Origin of the sequence: Rahnella inusitata (assembly GCF_018288855.1) — a bacterium.
Taxonomy (GTDB): domain Bacteria; phylum Pseudomonadota; class Gammaproteobacteria; order Enterobacterales; family Enterobacteriaceae; genus Rahnella; species Rahnella inusitata.
Genome location: NZ_CP065024.1, coordinates 1704288 through 1719834 on the forward strand (window position 1 = coordinate 1704288; position 15547 = coordinate 1719834).

Sequence of the window (15547 nt, forward strand, 5' to 3'; positions counted from 1 at the left end):
GATTAAACAAAAGAAAGGCACAGCGCGTACGTACTCGCTGTGCCTTTCTGCTTTGCGCTGTTTGGAAACGGCGGTTAACTGATTTTGTCGTCCAGCTCGATGAGTACCAGCAGCGAGGCGGTGCCGCCGAACTCTTTCGGTGCCTGATGAAAAGCTTCGACGTCGGGATGCTGCGCCAGCCACAGCGGGGTTTGCTGCTTGAGAACATGCTTGCCGTGGCCGTGCATTACGCAGGCGCAGTGCACATGTTCGCGGCGGCAGGCGGCGATCAACGCACCGAGTTCCTGCTTGGCCTCAAGTTGCGTTAATCCGTGCAAATCGAGAAACAGCTCGGGTGAGTAATCCCCGCGGCGCAATTTTTTCAATTCAAAATGGCTGACGTCAGGCCGCACATGGCGCACCGGGCCTTCTTCCTGCAACATCGGCTGGAACTCGTCAGAAAAATAATAACTCGCATCCACCTGCTCCTGAATCAGCTTTTTAGGCGACAGTTGCATGGCTTTTTTACGCGGCGGGCGGTGAGTAATAGTGTCATTTTTCAGGCGCTTGACGCCCGGCACAGCCTCGCGAAATATCGCTGCTTCTTCCGGGCTGAGCAGGTGCTTTTTCTTCATCTTCTGGTCGTCTTTTTCGCACAATGCGGACAGTGTACCTGCGGGGACCCTGTGGTTTAAAGAAAACTCAGGGTTAAATTCTTCGAGACATCGCGCAAGTGCGTTGACTAGCTGCTGATTTGTGACGGGCTTCGTGGCAAACTATGCGGAAAATTATGGGTTAAACGTCTGTTAAAAACCCGTGCACTGCCTGGAGAATAAAATTGGACAAAATTTTCGTCGACGAAGCTGTCAGTGAACTGCATACCATTCAGGATATGCTGCGCTGGACCGTCAGCCGCCTGAACGCGGCCAATGTCTATTATGGTCACGGCACCGATAACCCGTGGGACGAAGCAGTGCAGCTGGTGTTACCAAGCGTGTTTTTGCCGCTGGATATTCCCGAAGATATGCACACGGCGCGCCTGACCTCCAGCGAGCGTCACCGCATCGTTGAGCGCGTGATCCGCCGCGTCAACGAGCGCGTGCCGGTGGCTTATCTGACCAATAAAGCCTGGTTCTGCGACATGGAGTTTTACGTCGATGAACGTGTGCTGGTGCCGCGTTCACCGATCGGTGAACTGATCACCAACCGCTTCTCCGGCATTCTGCACAATCAGCCTGAGCATATTCTCGACATGTGTACCGGCAGCGGCTGTATTGCGATTGCCTGTGCCTACGCGTTCCCTGAAACCGAAGTCGACGCCGTCGACATTTCTGCGGATGCGCTGGCCGTGGCTGAGCGCAATATCGACACGCACGGGATCGAGAACTGGGTTACGCCAATCCGCTCTGACTTGTTCCGCGAACTGCCGCCGCTGCAATACGACCTGATCGTCACCAATCCGCCGTATGTGGATGAAGAAGACATGTCTGATTTGCCTCAGGAATATCGCCACGAACCGGTGCTTGGTCTGGCTTCCGGCACAGACGGTCTGAAACTGACCCGGCGCATTCTGGCCTGTGCGCCGGATTATCTGACCGACGACGGCGTGCTGATTTGTGAAGTGGGCAACAGCATGGTACATCTGATGGAACAATATCCTGAGATCCCGTTCACCTGGCTGGAGTTTGAAAACGGCGGTGACGGTGTCTTTATGTTGACCAAACAGCAGCTTGTGGAATGTGCCGAGTACTTCACCGGCTACCGCGACTAAAATACCCGTCATACTTCTCGCTGCAAATGCGTTGGCTGCGTTCATTCACCCCGGTCACATGGTACGGCCATGCTGCCGGGGATTCATGAATTTGCCGCCTTCCTGCAGCGCGAATGATTAAGGGTATAACTATTTCATGGCCGATATATCACCGGCCATTCCAGAATAAAACATCAACATAATGGTTAAGGAGCCGTGATGGCAGGGAACAGTATTGGGCAGTTTTTCCGCGTCACCACGTTTGGCGAATCCCACGGTGTGGCACTGGGCTGTATTATTGACGGCGTGCCGCCGGGTATTGCGCTGACCGAAGCAGACCTGCAACACGATCTCGACCGTCGACGTCCGGGGACCTCGCGCTACACCACGCAGCGCCGTGAAGCCGACGAAGTGAAGATCTTGTCTGGCGTGTTCGAAGGCGTGACCACCGGTACCAGCATTGGTCTGATCATCCAGAATACCGATCAGCGCTCGCAGGATTACAGTGCTATCAAAGACGTGTTCCGTCCGGGGCACGCGGATTACACTTACGAACAGAAATACGGCGTGCGTGATTATCGCGGCGGTGGCCGTTCATCAGCCCGCGAAACAGCGATGCGTGTAGCCGCAGGCGCCGTGGCCAAAAAATATCTGCTGGAAAAATTCGGCGTTAAAGTACGCGGTTATATGTCCCAGATGGGCGATATCACCTGCGAGCTTAAAGACTGGGACCTGGTCGAAACCAACCCGTTCTTCTGCCCGGATGAAAGTAAGCTGGAAGCGCTGGATGAACTGATGCGAGCGCTGAAAAAAGAAGGCGATTCGATTGGTGCTAAAATCACCGTCGTGGCGGATCACGTACCTGTCGGCCTTGGTGAACCCGTCTTTGACCGTCTGGATGCCGATCTGGCGCATGCGCTGATGAGCATCAATGCGGTGAAAGGCGTGGAAATCGGTGACGGTTTTGCGGTTGTCGCCAAACGCGGCAGCGAGAATCGTGACGAAATCACACCAAACGGTTTTGATAGTAACCACGCAGGCGGGATCCTCGGGGGGATCAGCAGCGGCCAGCCGGTGATCGCGCATCTGGCGCTGAAGCCGACTTCCAGCATCACCGTACCGGGGCGCACCATCAACCGTGAAGGCGAACAGGTAGAGATGATCACCAAAGGCCGTCACGATCCTTGCGTCGGTATCCGTGCGGTGCCGATTGCCGAAGCGATGATGGCAATTGTGCTGATGGATCATTTACTGCGACAGCGCGCTCAGAACGGCGACGTCCATTCTACCGTGCCACGCTGGTAAACCTTTGATGAAATCCTTACGCGAAATCCCTGCATTGAAAGCGGCCTGCGCCAGTCTTCTGGCGCTTGCGCTCTGCGCACCCGCTATGGCGGCAACGCCGTGGCAGAAAATTACTCAACCGATTTCCGGTACCCCACAAGCCGTGGGTGGCTATGCCAACGGCTGTCAGATTGGCGCACAGCCGCTGCCGCTCAATTCACCTGATTATCAGGTGATGCGTACCGATCAGCGCCGTTATTTCGGTCAGCCGGATTTGCTGGCCTTTATTACCCGTCTTGGTACGCAGGCGCGTGAAAAAGGGCTGGGCACCATGCTGGTCGGTGATATGGCGATGCCTGCCGGCGGACGCTTCAGCAGTGGTCACGCCAGCCATCAGTCCGGGCTGGACGTGGATATCTGGCTGCAACTGCCGCGTCAGCGCTGGAGCGAGCAAATGCTGCTCAAACCGCAGCCTATTGATCTGGTCAGTGCTAATGGTAAAAACGTCGTGCCGGGCCAGTGGCAGCCGCGCATTGAAACGCTGATCAAAATGGCCGCACAGGATAAAGAAGTGGTGAGGATTTTCGTTAATCCGGCTATCAAGCAACAACTTTGTCTGGACGCAGGAACCGACCGCGAATGGCTGCATAAAGTGCGTCCATGGTTTGGTCATCGTGCCCACATGCATGTTCGTCTGAGCTGTCCGGTCGGGAGTCTGGAATGTGAAAATCAGGCGCCGCCTCCGCCGGGCGATGGCTGTGGTGCTGAGCTGCAAAGCTGGTTCCTGCCGCCGAAACCGGGTAGCGGGTCAGTCAAAAGCGAGCCACCTCCGTTGCCGCCGACCTGTCAGGCGCTGCTGGACAAGCACGTTCTTTAATCACGCATGAATACTTCAATAATTCTTCGCCACGTAAAGCGGGACTGATAGAAAAATGGACTGGTTGATTGTTGCCCCCTGGGTAGTAGGCGTTCTGTTTTTAGTGGCTGTCGTGGCGGGATTTATTGATTCAATCGCAGGCGGCGGTGGCCTTATCAGCCTGCCAGCGCTGCTGGCCGCCGGGGTTTCTCCGGCGCAGGCGATCGCCACCAACAAGCTCTCGGCTGTGGGCGGTTCGTTCTCCGCCAGCCTGTACTTTGTGCGGCGCGGCGTGGTCAATCTTAACGATCAGAAGCTCAATATCGCCTGTACCTTTGTGGGGGCGGTGCTGGGCGCGATTTTAATTCAGCGGTTGCAGGCGGATATGCTGCGACAGGTCTTGCCGCTGCTGATCATCTGCATCGGGCTGTATTTCCTGCTGACGCCAAAACTTGGCGAAAGCGATCGTCAGCGTCGGCTGTCAGCCTTGCCGTATGCGCTGGTCGGCGGAGGTTGCGTCGGATTTTATGACGGCTTTTTTGGCCCCGGCGCAGGTTCCTTCTATGCTTTAGGCTTTGTGACCTTATGCGGGTTTAACCTCGCAAAAGCCACGGCACACGCTAAAGTCCTGAACTTTACCTCCAACTTCGGCGGCCTGCTGTTCTTTATCCTCGGCGGAAAAGTGGTGTGGGGATTGGGTTTCGTGATGATGACCGGGCAGTTTATCGGAGCGAGACTCGGAGCGCGGATGGTGCTGAGTAAAGGCCAGAGGATGATCCGCCCGATGGTGGTGGTCGTGTCTGTGGTGATGAGCTGCAAGCTGATTTATGACAATCACGGAGCAGATATCCACCACTGGCTGAGCCTGCATTTATAATCTTTCAGGCAAGCCGGATATCGTTCCCCGGCTTGCCCGAGGTCATAAAAACGCGCGATTAAACAGGGTTATATTGTCGCCCCTGATCTTACTTACAGAGTTTCACAGCAAATATGTCTGATTCGACCGCAACACATAACTACCATCAATTGATCGACATTTTTGATTCCTGTTTCTTTGAGGAATTCAACGTGCGTCTGATCAAAGGCGACGACGAGCCGATCTACCTGCCGGCGGACGAAGTTGTGCCGTTTAACCGTATCGTGTTTGCCCACGGTTATTACGCCAGCGGAATGCATGAAATCTCCCACTGGTGCGTCGCCGGTGCCGAACGGCATAAACAGGTGGATTTCGGTTACTGGTATTGTCCGGACGGTCGCGATGCCCAGACGCAAAGCGAGTTCGAGAAAGTGGAAATCAAACCGCAGTCTTATGAGTGGCTGTTCTGTGCGGCGGCGGGATTTGCTTTCAACGTCAGCTGTGACAATCTGAGCGGCGATTGTGAGCCAGACCGTGTCGGATTCCAGAACAAAGTGCGCGAAGAAGTGCTGCGCATGCTGGAGCAGGGTATTCCCCCAAGACCTTTGCGCTTTATTAAAGCGTTACAATCGTTTTACAATACCGCCCCTTTGACGCCTGCAGACTTCCCTGCGTTGCAGCCGCTGTAATAAAAAACTGAGTTCCGGATACGAGAGGAAGAGTAATGATCGCAGAATTTGAAACGCGGATTTTAACGCTGATTGACGACATGGTCGAAAGCGCCAGCGACGACGAACTGTTTGCCAGCGGCTATCTGCGTGGTCATCTGACTGTTGCTGTCGCAGAAGCGGAAGAGAACGGTGAGCACACCCCTGAAGCGTTGAAAATTCTCGTTCAGGAAGGTCTGGATAAAGCTATCCGCGCCGGTGAATTATCCCCACGCGATCAGGCGCTGGTGCAGGGCATGTGGGAAAATCTCTATCAGGCATCCCTTCCTCAGTAATCTCTTCAGTAAAAAAAAGCGCAGTTACGGTTTATCCGGCTGCGCTTTTTTATTGCCTGACGATTCTGAATCAATGCGATTCGACCGGGCGGCCTTTCAGTAATTTTCTCACCCACATACGGTTCGGGTTCAGTGCCGCCAGCGTTTCGCTGTCCAGCGGTAACGGCTCACCGGCAATCTGCGCGGCCAGAATTTCCGCACCCAGCGGAGCGGAGCTCAGGCCGCGCGAGCCGAGGGCGCCAAACAGAAACAGATTCTCATGCACTGGCGCAGGCGCGACTGGCCGATGACGTTTCACGTCGAGATCCAACGCCTTGTAGCTTTTCAGCAGTGCATCGTAATCAGAAACTGAACCGATCATCGGCAGGTGATCGCGGGTCGCGCAGCGCACGCCGTTACGCGCTTCGCCACCGCTGACGTCAACGTCTTGCGGCCACTGTTGCTTGGGCAGGCAATCGATCAGGCGCTGACGATTTTGCTGCTGATCGTCGTCACGGTAATCGGTACATTTATCCGCACGATGGTAGCTGGCGCCGATGCAGTGATGCTGATTGAGCGGACTCACCGGGGTCAGATAGCCGTCATAGCACAACACTTGTTTGAGTTTGCTCAGTTCAGGCGTGGTCGGAATATGCGAAACCTGACCGCTGACCGCATAAACCGGCAGCTTCTCGCTTTGGGCGAAATCCGTGATGTCCGCGCCGTTTGCCAGCACGATGGCCTGATGAACGGCCTCGTGGCCGTCGGCGAAGGTCAGCGTCCATTGTGAACCGGTAACCTGACGTAAGTTCGTCACCCGCTGGCGGTAATGCACGGTTAAGCCCTGCGTTTGCGCAAGGGTAATCAGCGACGCCGTCAGCTCTGCCGGACACAGCCATGCCCCGAGCGGATACGTGACGCCGCCGCTGCCACAGGGCACGCCGCACAAGGCTTCCGCTTGTTCTTCTGTCAGCGCCGCCGCCAGACCTTCAGGCCAGCCGCCGTTCACGATCCCGTCGATCTTCCCCTGACTCTTTTCGTCGTAACCCAACTGTGTCACGCCAGACCACTGATGATCAAAAGGCACACCCTGTTTTTCCAGTTGCGCATACTGGCGGCGGGCGAAGGTGAAGGCATGAGCGAAAAAACGCTCCAGCGTATCACCGCGTCCGTTGAGCAGCGGATACACCGCGCCCTGACGGTTGCCCGACGCGCCGAGCGCCGGTTTTTCATCGGCACAGTACAGCGTCACCGCATAGCCACGGCGCAATAGCGCCAGCGCCAATACCGCACTCGCCACGCCGCCGCCCAAAATTGCAAACTCTGTTGCATTTTGTGCCGCCGGGCGAAAATACCAGGGGGCAGGATGAGGAACATCAATTTTTGAAGGTAAAACGCCGGATAACATATGGCGCTTTTCACCGAAGCCAGGCACTTTTTCGATCTCAAAACCGGCATCCTGCAAGCCGCGACGGACGACGCCGGCCACGGTGAAGGTCGCAAAGGTGCCTTGCGGGCGGGTCATTTTCGCCATGGCATTGAAAAGATCGGGTGTCCACATGTCCGGATTTTTCGACGGCGCAAAACCGTCGAGGAACCAGGCATCCACCTGCTGATTCATACTGGTGTCACATGCCGGAAGCAGGGTAGTCACGTCGCCAAACCACAGGTCGAGCGTAATGCGCCCGTCAGCTAAAAGCAGGCGATGGCAACCGGCAAAGGGCATCGGCCATTGCTCGCAAAGCTCGGCAGACCAGGAGGCCAGCTCCGGCCACTGCGCATGGGCAGCGGCGAGATCTTGCGCAGACAGCGGAAATTTTTCATAGCTGATGAAATGCAGCCGTTGCAGGATGGCGTCGGGGTTCTCATTGTGGAACCTCTCGAAGGTCTGCCACAACGTCAGGAAATTCAGTCCGGTACCAAAACCGGTTTCCGCAATGATGCAAAGCGGGCGAGGGTGGTCGGCAAAACGGGCCGGGAAATGGTTGCCATTCAGGAAGACATGACGCGTTTCCAGTAAGCCGTCCTGGTTGGAAAAGTAGACGTCATCAAAATGTCGGGAAACAGGTGTACCCTGTTCGTTCCAGCTTAATTCAGCGGGTGTGATCGGGTTATGGCTCACGTGAAACTCTCTCAGTTCAAGGCGATGCCGGAGTTTACGCCTGCGTTTGACCCTGCGCAAATTTACCACGATTTACACAACGAATTGCTGATCGGACTTGTTCGGCGTACAACTGTACGCTAGAGTGCGTGACGAAATCCCGAATAGTTATTAATAGTACAAGAGGTATTAAATGAAACGTGCAGTGATTACTGGCCTGGGTATCATCTCGAGCATCGGTAACAATAAGCAGGAAGTTCTTGCATCTCTGCAAGAGGGTCGCTCTGGGATCACCTTCTCGCAAGAGCTGAAAGATGCCGGCATGCGTAGTCACGTCTGGGGTGATGTCAAATTAGACACCAAAGGGCTTATCGATCGTAAGATTGTGCGTTTCATGAGTGATGCCTCGATCTACGCTTATCTTTCCATGGAACAGGCGATTGAAGATTCCGGTCTGACCCCTGAAATGGTTTCCAACGACCGTACTGGCCTGATCGCCGGTTCCGGTGGCGGTTCACCGCGCAACCAGGTTGCGGGTTCCGACGGTATGCGTGCTAAAGGCCTGAAAGGCGTTGGCCCATACATGGTGACCAAAGCGATGGCGTCCGGTGTCTCTGCCTGTCTGGCAACGCCGTTCAAAATTCGCGGTGTTAACTATTCCATCAGCTCTGCCTGCGCTACTTCTGCTCACTGCATCGGTAACGCGGTAGAAATGATTCAGCTGGGCAAACAGGACGTGGTCTTTGCCGGCGGCGGCGAAGAACTGTGTTGGGAAATGGCTTGTGAATTCGATGCTATGGGCGCGTTGTCTACCAAGTACAACGAAACCCCAGAAAAAGCGTCCCGTACTTACGATCAGGAACGTGACGGCTTCGTCATCGCTGGTGGTGGCGGTATGGTGGTTGTTGAAGAGCTGGAACACGCTCTGGCACGTGGCGCGCGCATCTACGCTGAAATCGTTGGCTACGGCGCAACGTCTGACGGCGCTGACATGGTGGCTCCATCGGGTGAAGGCGCAGTGCGTTGCATGAGAATGGCAATGAATGGCGTTGATACCCCAATCGACTACGTTAATGTGCACGGGACTTCTACTCCGGTCGGTGACGTTAAAGAGCTGGGTGCTATCCGTGAAGTGTTCGGTGATAAAACTCCGGCGCTGTCTTCTACCAAAGCCATGACCGGTCACTCTCTGGGTGCCGCAGGCGTTCAGGAAGCGATCTACACCCTGCTGATGGCTGAGTACGGCTTCATCGCACCAAGCATCAACATCGAAGAACTCGATGCGAAAGCAGAAGGGATGGATATCATCACCAAACCGACACAGCGCGAGCTGACGACAGTAATGTCCAACAGCTTCGGCTTCGGCGGTACTAACGCCACGCTGGTCATGCGTAAGCTGAAAAACGATAAATAATTCGCGTCGCTCAATGTGATAAAAAAACCCGCTTTTTAGCGGGTTTTTTTATATTTGTGATTTGTAGTTTCTGTCATATTTCAACGATTCAGGTACAATTTAGCCACTTTTTCCTCTCATTTTGTTGACATGATGCTCTCACTGCGACAAATCAATCATCGGCATCTGCGCTTCCCGGCATGGCTTGGGATCCTGGCGATACTGATGTTGTTTATTGCACCGGTGGTTTCAAAATCACTGGTGGCGGAGGGTGCGCAGCATGTGATGATGTCCGGCATGGTAATGTCCGATATGGACATGCCTGAGGGTGAAATGGCTGACATGGATATGTCAGACCACGACGCCTCTGCGGCACATTGCCAGAAGCCAACCTGCCAGTCGGTACCACAGGACATCGCTAAAATGATGATGTTCGGTGACATGAGCGATGCCGCCTGCGGTTATTGCGTGTTGCTGGTGCATTTGCCGATGCTCGATTTGCAGGCCATGCCGATGCTGTGGTGGCCGGGTTTCTCCGCCCGCGCACCTGTGCGTTCGATCATTCAACGTCATATCCCGTCACAGTTCTATACCGATTCCCAGCCCCGCGCGCCGCCTGTCATCTCCTGAAGTCACTTTTCTCTTAAAAAAAATTATCGTCATAACGGCGCCTAGCCCGCGTAGCCGTTATGCATATGCTATGGAAAATTCAGGAAATTTGAATAATGAGCCAGCCTGCTGTTTCTCACAAAATGACGGTCAAAGCCGCATCCCTTGCGCTGCTTAAGCGCATTCACTTTTATATTGGCCTGTTTGTCGGTCCGTTTATTTTTATCGCCGCGCTGACCGGCACGTTGTACGTACTCACGCCACAGTTTGAAAATTATCTGTACGCCGATGCCCTGTTCACATCGTCGAAAGGCCAGGCGCAGCCGTTGTCACGCCAGATTGATGCTGCCGTAAACGCCGCGGGTACAGATCCTAAGATTTATGCCGTTCGCCCCGCACCTCATACGGGCGATACAACGCGGGTAATGTTTTCCGATCCGCTATTAGGCGCATCAAAAAGCCGCGCTATCTTTATCGACCCTGCCACGCTGGCAGTGAAAGGGGATATGACGGTGTACGGCACCAGCGGTATTTTGCCGTTTCGTACGTGGCTGGATGATTTACATCGTGGCCTGCTGCTGGGCGACGCGGGGCGGATTTACAGCGAACTGGCCGCATCCTGGCTGTGGGTTGCCGCGCTGGGGGGCGTGATCCTGTGGCTTACCGGGCGCCGGAAAACCCGCATGCCGCGTAAGCTCAGCGAGAAAGCCGAAAAACAGCGTCGCAGTCGCCGCTGGCACAGCACCATCGGACTGGCGCTGATGGCCGGGCTGTTGTTCTTCTCCGCCACCGGTCTGACGTGGTCACAGTGGGCAGGGGATAACATTGGCGTGCTGCGCGCCTATATGGGCTGGCTGACCCCTGCGGTGAACACCAATCTGGATGCGCAAGTGGCGGCGGCGCCTGCGGACGAACACGCAGAACATCACGCTGCAATGGCCGACATGCCTGATATGCCGGGCATGGATATGTCCACGCATGCGATGCACGAGCAACCGAAAGCGGTGCCGGTCATGGCGCACACTTTTGATACGGTCGTTGCGGCCGCGCGGGCATCGGGGATTGAGGCGAACAAAATCGAAATTCGCCCGGCCTATATGCCCGATAAAGCCTGGACGGTGACCGAAGTGGATCGTAGCTGGCCGACGCAGGTCGATGCGGTGTCGGTCGATCCGGCAACAATGCGGATTGTCGATCACGTCTATTTTGCTGACTTCCCTCTGCTGGCTAAACTCACTCGTTGGGGCGTCGACGCCCACATGGGGATTTTATTTGGTTTGTGGAATCAGGTGATTCTGGCGGTGTTTGGCATCGGTCTGTGCGTGATGATTGCCTGGGGATATCGCCTGTGGTGGTTGCGCAGAAGCGTTAACACTGACGGGGTGAATCCGGTGATAACGCTGATGAAGACTTGGAAATCAGCCCCTTTCACTCTGCAATGCCCGATATTTTTGATAGCGCTGGGGCTGGCAATTTCTTTGCCGGTAATGGGCGTCAGTCTGGTCATTTTTATGCTGATTGATTTCGTCCGCTGGGCTCGTTCAGAACGCGCTGTGCAGACTGCCCGAACGTCAGACTAAGATTTTAACGCCCTGACCGGTGGTGCGAATGCGCCGCGCTGCCGGTTTTACTGTCCTTCTGCTGAATCTCACATTCACAATTTCATTTATCAACCTGATAAACAGACTTTTTATGTTTGTGATGATTAACCATTTTTTTAAGTTATCTCGCGATTTATCACGCCCACTATAAAACTCTACTAGTCTTATCTTTGCATCAGATTAGTCCTAAGTCTGTCTTTGATTTATTCAATATTTCCTTTGAAAATTAATGCATTACTTTTTGTAGGGGTTAGTTTATGGCTATTGAATCAGACGATCATAAAGTAGGGTTAATTCCGGTCACGCTGATGGTGTCCGGGAATATTATGGGCTCGGGAGTTTTCCTCTTACCGGCAAACCTGGCCTCCACCGGCGGGGTAGCGATCTACGGCTGGCTGGTGACCATTATTGGCGCGCTGGCGCTGTCGATGGTGTACGCCAAAATGTCCTCTCTTGATGACAGTGCCGGTGGTTCGTATGCCTACGCACGAAGAGCGTTTGGCCCGTATCTCGGCTATCAAACCAACCTGCTTTACTGGCTGGCCTGCTGGGTCGGTAATATCGCGATGGTGGTGATCGGCGTCGGCTATCTCAGTTATTTCTTCCCGATTTTAAAAGAACCTCTGGTACTGACCTTCACCTGCGTCGCGGTGTTGTGGTTATTCGTCATCCTGAACATTGTCGGGGCGAAGATGATCACCCGCGTTCAGGCCGTCGCGACGGTGCTGGCGCTGATCCCAATACTGGCGATTGCCATTTTTGGCTGGTTCTGGTTCAAAAGTGATACCTACATGGAGGCCTGGAACGTCAGTGGGAATAGCACCTTCGGTGCTATTCAAAGCACGCTGAGCGTAACGCTGTGGTCGTTTATCGGCGTAGAGAGCGCCTCGGTCGCTGCTGCGGTGGTGAAGAACCCGAAACGCAACGTGCCTATTGCCACTATTGGCGGCGTGCTGATCGCTGCCATCTGTTATGTGCTTTCAACCACCGCCATCATGGGAATGATCCCCAATGCGGCGCTTCGTCTTTCCACTTCGCCGTTCGGTGATGCTGCACGAATGGCGATGGGCGATACGGCAGGGGCGATAGTCACCTTCTGCGCGGCGGCCGGTTGTCTGGGATCACTCGGCGGCTGGACGTTACTGGCCAGCCAGACGGCGAAAGCAGCAGCCGATGACGGATTATTTCCGCCAATATTTGCCAAGGTCAACAAGGAGGGCGTGCCGGTGAAAGGACTTATCGTGCTCGGTATCCTGATGACCATCTTCCAGATTTCCACCATATCTCCCGACGCCACGGCGCAGTTCGCGCTGGTCTCTTCGGTCTCGGTCATTTTCACCTTAGTGCCGTACCTCTATACCTGCGCCGCATTACTGCTGGTCGGGCATGGGCATCTGGGCAATCGTACCGGGATGTACAGTTTCATCGTGCTGATTGCCTTTGTGTACTGCATCTGGGCTGTGGTCGGCTCCGGCGCGGAAGAGGTGATGTGGTCATTTATCGCGCTGATGGTGATTACCGCCATGTACAGTTTCAACTATAACCGTCGTCATAAAAACCCGTACCCGTTGGGTAAACCGCTTGAACTGGACTGACCGTTTTTTAACTCCCGGATTTTTAAATTCAAGACGAAAAGGAAAGGTTATGATCGATTTAAGTCGCCATAAAAAACGTAAAGTGCTGGTTGTTGACAGCAATATTACGGATGTAAACACCGCCAACGGGCGCGCCGTGCGGGAGCTTATCGAAGCGCTGGAAGACACTAACCTGACAGTGATCCCGGCGGTCACCTTCGAAGACGGCATTGCAACTATCACCTCAGATGCATCCATCTGCTGCGTGTTTGTCGACTGGACTTCCGGTGGCAACGACGACGCCTCGCACAGTCAGGCATTTGCGCTGCTAAAGGAGATCCGCCGTCGAAATAAAGGCGTGCCCGTGCTGCTGATGGCAGAGCACTCCTGTATCGACACGTTGACGCTGGACACTATGAAGATGGTCAACGAATTCGTGTGGATGCATGAAGATACCGCCGAGTTTATCGCCGCACGCTCTGTCGCTCTGATCGACAAATACTACGATCAGCTGCTGCCGCCGTTCACCAAAGCACTGTTTAACTACACCAAATATTCACCGGAATATTCATGGGCTGCACCCGGACATCAGGGCGGCGTCGCATTCACCAAAACCGCGGTGGGGCGTGAGTTTCTCGATTTCTTCGGTGAAAATCTCTTTCGTACCGATACCGGCATTGAGCGTGGTGCGCTGGGCTCATTGCTCGATCACAGCGGACCCATTAAAGAGTCCGAAACTTATGCTGCACGGGTCTTCGGCTCACACCAAAGTTATTCGGTGCTTAATGGCACCTCCGGCTCCAACCGCGCAATCATGACGGCGGTCGTCGGCGACGGTCAGTTCGCGCTGTGCGACCGTAATTGCCATAAATCGATCGAACAGGGGCTGGTGATGACAGGCGGCATTCCTGTCTTCTTCATTCCGACGCGCAACCGTTTTGGCATCATCGGTCCGATCCCTAAATCACAGTTTATGGCCGAGTCCATTCAGCAGAAGATCGACGAACATCCGCTGAAAAAACTCGCCACCGATTCGAAACCTATTTACGCCGTGGTTACCAACTGTACCTACGACGGCATGTGCTACAACGCGAAACAGGCGCAGGATTTGCTGGCGAAAAGCGTTGATAATATTCACTTTGATGAAGCCTGGTACGCCTACGCGCGTTTCAACCCGTTCTACCGCGACCGTTATGCCATGCGCGGCAATCCGGCGGATCATGATCCTGAAGGCCCGACCGTTTTTGCCACGCATTCCACGCACAAGCTGCTGGCCGCGCTCTCCCAGGCATCTTACATTCACATCCGCAACGGTAAAAAACCCGTGGAGCATTCCCGCTTCAACGAGTCCTACATGTTGCAGGCAACGACCTCGCCGCTGTATGCCATTATTGCCGCCAATGAAGTGGGCGCGGCGATGATGGACGGCAAGCAGGGCGAATCACTGACGCAGGAAGTCATCAACGAAGCGGTGGATTTCCGCATGGCGCTCGCCAAAGTGCATGCGGCGTTTTCCGCTCAGGGAGAATGGTTCTTTTCGCCGTGGAATGCGCCGGATGTTGTGGATGTCAAAACCGGTAAAAAAATTCCGTTCATTAATGCCTCCAAAGAACAACTCACCACCGACCCGAGCTGCTGGGTGCTCAGGCCGGGGGAAAGCTGGCATGGTTTCGACCAGCTCGACGATGACTGGTGCATGCTCGACCCCATCAAAGCCGGTATTCTGGCACCGGGTATGGGGGATGACGGTAAAATGCTGGAAAACGGCATCCCGGCGGCGATGGTCACCGCGTTCCTTTCTCAGCATGGGATCGTGCCTTCTCGCACTACCGATTTCATGGTGCTGTGCCTGTTCTCGGTCGGCGTCACCAAGGGTAAGTGGGGGACGCTCATCAACGTGCTGCTGGAATTTAAACAGCATTACGATGACAACAGCCCGCTGACGCTGTGCCTGCCAGATCTGGCTTCCTCTAACGCTGCGCGCTATGCCGGTATGGGGCTGAAGGATCTCTGCGACGAAATGTTCGCCTACATGAAAACCAGCCAGATGGATAAACTCCAGTCCGAGGCCTTTGGCAAAATCCCGACGCCGGTCAAGCTGCCGCGCGCCGCGTTTCAGGATCACATGGCCGGACGCTGTGAACACCTGACGCTGGACAAGCTGGCCGGGCGGGTCTCTGCGGTGGGCGTGATCCCTTATCCACCGGGCATTCCTATCGTCATGCCTGGCGAAAGCTTTGGCGCCAAAAACGATCCGTGGCTCAGCTATATTCGCAGCATTGCGCAGTGGGGCGAGAAATTCCCCGGCTTCGAAAAAGAGCTCGAAGGCGCAGAGTTTAAGGACGGGCAGTATCACATCTGGGTCCTGAAAAACTAGCGGCGAGTCTGCCTCCCCGTTTTGCGGTTTGCAAGATGATAGAGAGGGCAAATGAAAGGGTTGCGGCACATCTCGCAATCCGCTGACGGGGCTCTGTATGAGCCTCGTTTTTTTGCGTGATATCGCGGGAAGTGAGTAATTGCAGTGGCAGAGGGAAATTTCTTCGGGTAACGTCAGCGCATCAG

The 15547-nt window shown here is 54.8% G+C and carries 13 protein-coding genes; 11 read left to right on the forward strand and 2 right to left on the reverse strand.

Features of this window, described 5'->3' with window-relative positions; translation table 11 throughout:
* Positions 1 to 74: 74 nt before the first annotated feature.
* The gene (gene smrB, locus I2123_RS08065) at positions 75 to 614 is read right to left on the reverse strand and encodes an endonuclease SmrB (protein ID WP_112166816.1); all 540 of its coding nucleotides are present in this window, start codon (positions 612 to 614) and stop codon (positions 75 to 77) included.
* Between the two features lie 203 nt (positions 615 to 817).
* Between smrB and prmB the strand changes: the two genes are divergently transcribed.
* From prmB to I2123_RS08095, 6 genes are all read left to right on the forward strand, one after another.
* Positions 818 to 1750 carry a 50S ribosomal protein L3 N(5)-glutamine methyltransferase gene (prmB, locus tag I2123_RS08070; RefSeq protein ID WP_112166818.1) on the forward strand — a complete coding sequence of 311 codons (933 nt, stop codon included), beginning with the start codon at positions 818 to 820 and terminating at the stop codon, positions 1748 to 1750.
* 198 nt (positions 1751 to 1948) lie between these two features.
* Positions 1949 to 3034 (forward strand): chorismate synthase, encoded by a 1086-nt coding sequence (gene aroC / locus I2123_RS08075; RefSeq protein WP_112166820.1) that lies wholly within the window; start codon positions 1949 to 1951, stop codon positions 3032 to 3034.
* A gap of 85 nt (positions 3035 to 3119) precedes the next feature.
* Entirely contained in the window at positions 3120 to 3890 is a 771-nt protein-coding gene (gene mepA, locus I2123_RS08080) for a penicillin-insensitive murein endopeptidase (protein ID WP_112167383.1), read from the forward strand.
* Positions 3891 to 3945: 55 nt separating this feature from the next.
* Positions 3946 to 4746 (forward strand): sulfite exporter TauE/SafE family protein, encoded by an 801-nt coding sequence (locus tag I2123_RS08085; protein ID WP_112166822.1) that lies wholly within the window; start codon positions 3946 to 3948, stop codon positions 4744 to 4746.
* A gap of 113 nt (positions 4747 to 4859) precedes the next feature.
* Positions 4860 to 5414, forward strand: coding sequence for an elongation factor P hydroxylase (locus I2123_RS08090; RefSeq protein ID WP_112166824.1), 555 nt, complete (start codon positions 4860 to 4862; stop codon positions 5412 to 5414).
* A gap of 35 nt (positions 5415 to 5449) precedes the next feature.
* A complete protein-coding gene (locus I2123_RS08095) occupies positions 5450 to 5728 on the forward strand; it encodes a YfcL family protein (protein ID WP_213052162.1) in 279 nt (92 codons plus the stop codon).
* A 70-nt stretch (positions 5729 to 5798) separates the two neighbouring features.
* Here I2123_RS08095 and mnmC read toward each other — a convergent pair whose 3' ends face one another.
* Positions 5799 to 7829, reverse strand: coding sequence for a bifunctional tRNA (5-methylaminomethyl-2-thiouridine)(34)-methyltransferase MnmC2/FAD-dependent 5-carboxymethylaminomethyl-2-thiouridine(34) oxidoreductase MnmC1 (gene mnmC / locus I2123_RS08100; RefSeq protein ID WP_213052163.1), 2031 nt, complete (start codon positions 7827 to 7829; stop codon positions 5799 to 5801).
* Positions 7830 to 8001: 172 nt separating this feature from the next.
* On the opposite strand from mnmC, the gene fabB reads away from it, so the two are divergent.
* The 5 genes from fabB to I2123_RS08125 all read left to right on the forward strand — a co-directional run bounded on the left by fabB (position 8002) and on the right by I2123_RS08125 (position 15362).
* The gene (fabB, locus tag I2123_RS08105) at positions 8002 to 9222 is read left to right on the forward strand and encodes a beta-ketoacyl-ACP synthase I (protein ID WP_213052164.1); all 1221 of its coding nucleotides are present in this window, start codon (positions 8002 to 8004) and stop codon (positions 9220 to 9222) included.
* A 132-nt stretch (positions 9223 to 9354) separates the two neighbouring features.
* Entirely contained in the window at positions 9355 to 9831 is a 477-nt protein-coding gene (locus tag I2123_RS08110; RefSeq protein WP_213052482.1) for a DUF2946 domain-containing protein, read from the forward strand.
* A gap of 95 nt (positions 9832 to 9926) precedes the next feature.
* Positions 9927 to 11390, forward strand: coding sequence for a PepSY-associated TM helix domain-containing protein (locus I2123_RS08115; protein WP_213052165.1), 1464 nt, complete (start codon positions 9927 to 9929; stop codon positions 11388 to 11390).
* 278 nt (positions 11391 to 11668) lie between these two features.
* Positions 11669 to 13006, forward strand: coding sequence for an arginine/agmatine antiporter (adiC, locus tag I2123_RS08120; RefSeq protein WP_213052166.1), 1338 nt, complete (start codon positions 11669 to 11671; stop codon positions 13004 to 13006).
* A 49-nt stretch (positions 13007 to 13055) separates the two neighbouring features.
* Positions 13056 to 15362 carry an Orn/Lys/Arg family decarboxylase gene (locus tag I2123_RS08125; protein ID WP_213052167.1) on the forward strand — a complete coding sequence of 769 codons (2307 nt, stop codon included), beginning with the start codon at positions 13056 to 13058 and terminating at the stop codon, positions 15360 to 15362.
* The last annotated feature ends 185 nt before the right edge of the window (positions 15363 to 15547 follow it).

Bases quoted from the DNA above. Each gene is read 5' to 3' on its own strand.
- fabB (WP_213052164.1), top strand. From the start codon at position 8,002: ATGAAACGTGCAGTGATTACTGGCCTGGGTATCATCTCGAGCATCGGT.
- I2123_RS08110 (WP_213052482.1), top strand. From the start codon at position 9,355: ATGCTCTCACTGCGACAAATCAATCATCGGCATCTGCGCTTCCCGGCA.
- I2123_RS08115 (WP_213052165.1), top strand. From the start codon at position 9,927: ATGAGCCAGCCTGCTGTTTCTCACAAAATGACGGTCAAAGCCGCATCC.
- smrB (WP_112166816.1), bottom strand. From the start codon at position 614: ATGAAGAAAAAGCACCTGCTCAGCCCGGAAGAAGCAGCGATATTTCGC.
- adiC (WP_213052166.1), top strand. From the start codon at position 11,669: ATGGCTATTGAATCAGACGATCATAAAGTAGGGTTAATTCCGGTCACG.
- I2123_RS08090 (WP_112166824.1), top strand. From the start codon at position 4,860: ATGTCTGATTCGACCGCAACACATAACTACCATCAATTGATCGACATT.
- I2123_RS08095 (WP_213052162.1), top strand. From the start codon at position 5,450: ATGATCGCAGAATTTGAAACGCGGATTTTAACGCTGATTGACGACATG.
- mepA (WP_112167383.1), top strand. From the start codon at position 3,120: ATGGCGGCAACGCCGTGGCAGAAAATTACTCAACCGATTTCCGGTACC.
- aroC (WP_112166820.1), top strand. From the start codon at position 1,949: ATGGCAGGGAACAGTATTGGGCAGTTTTTCCGCGTCACCACGTTTGGC.
- I2123_RS08085 (WP_112166822.1), top strand. From the start codon at position 3,946: ATGGACTGGTTGATTGTTGCCCCCTGGGTAGTAGGCGTTCTGTTTTTA.
- I2123_RS08125 (WP_213052167.1), top strand. From the start codon at position 13,056: ATGATCGATTTAAGTCGCCATAAAAAACGTAAAGTGCTGGTTGTTGAC.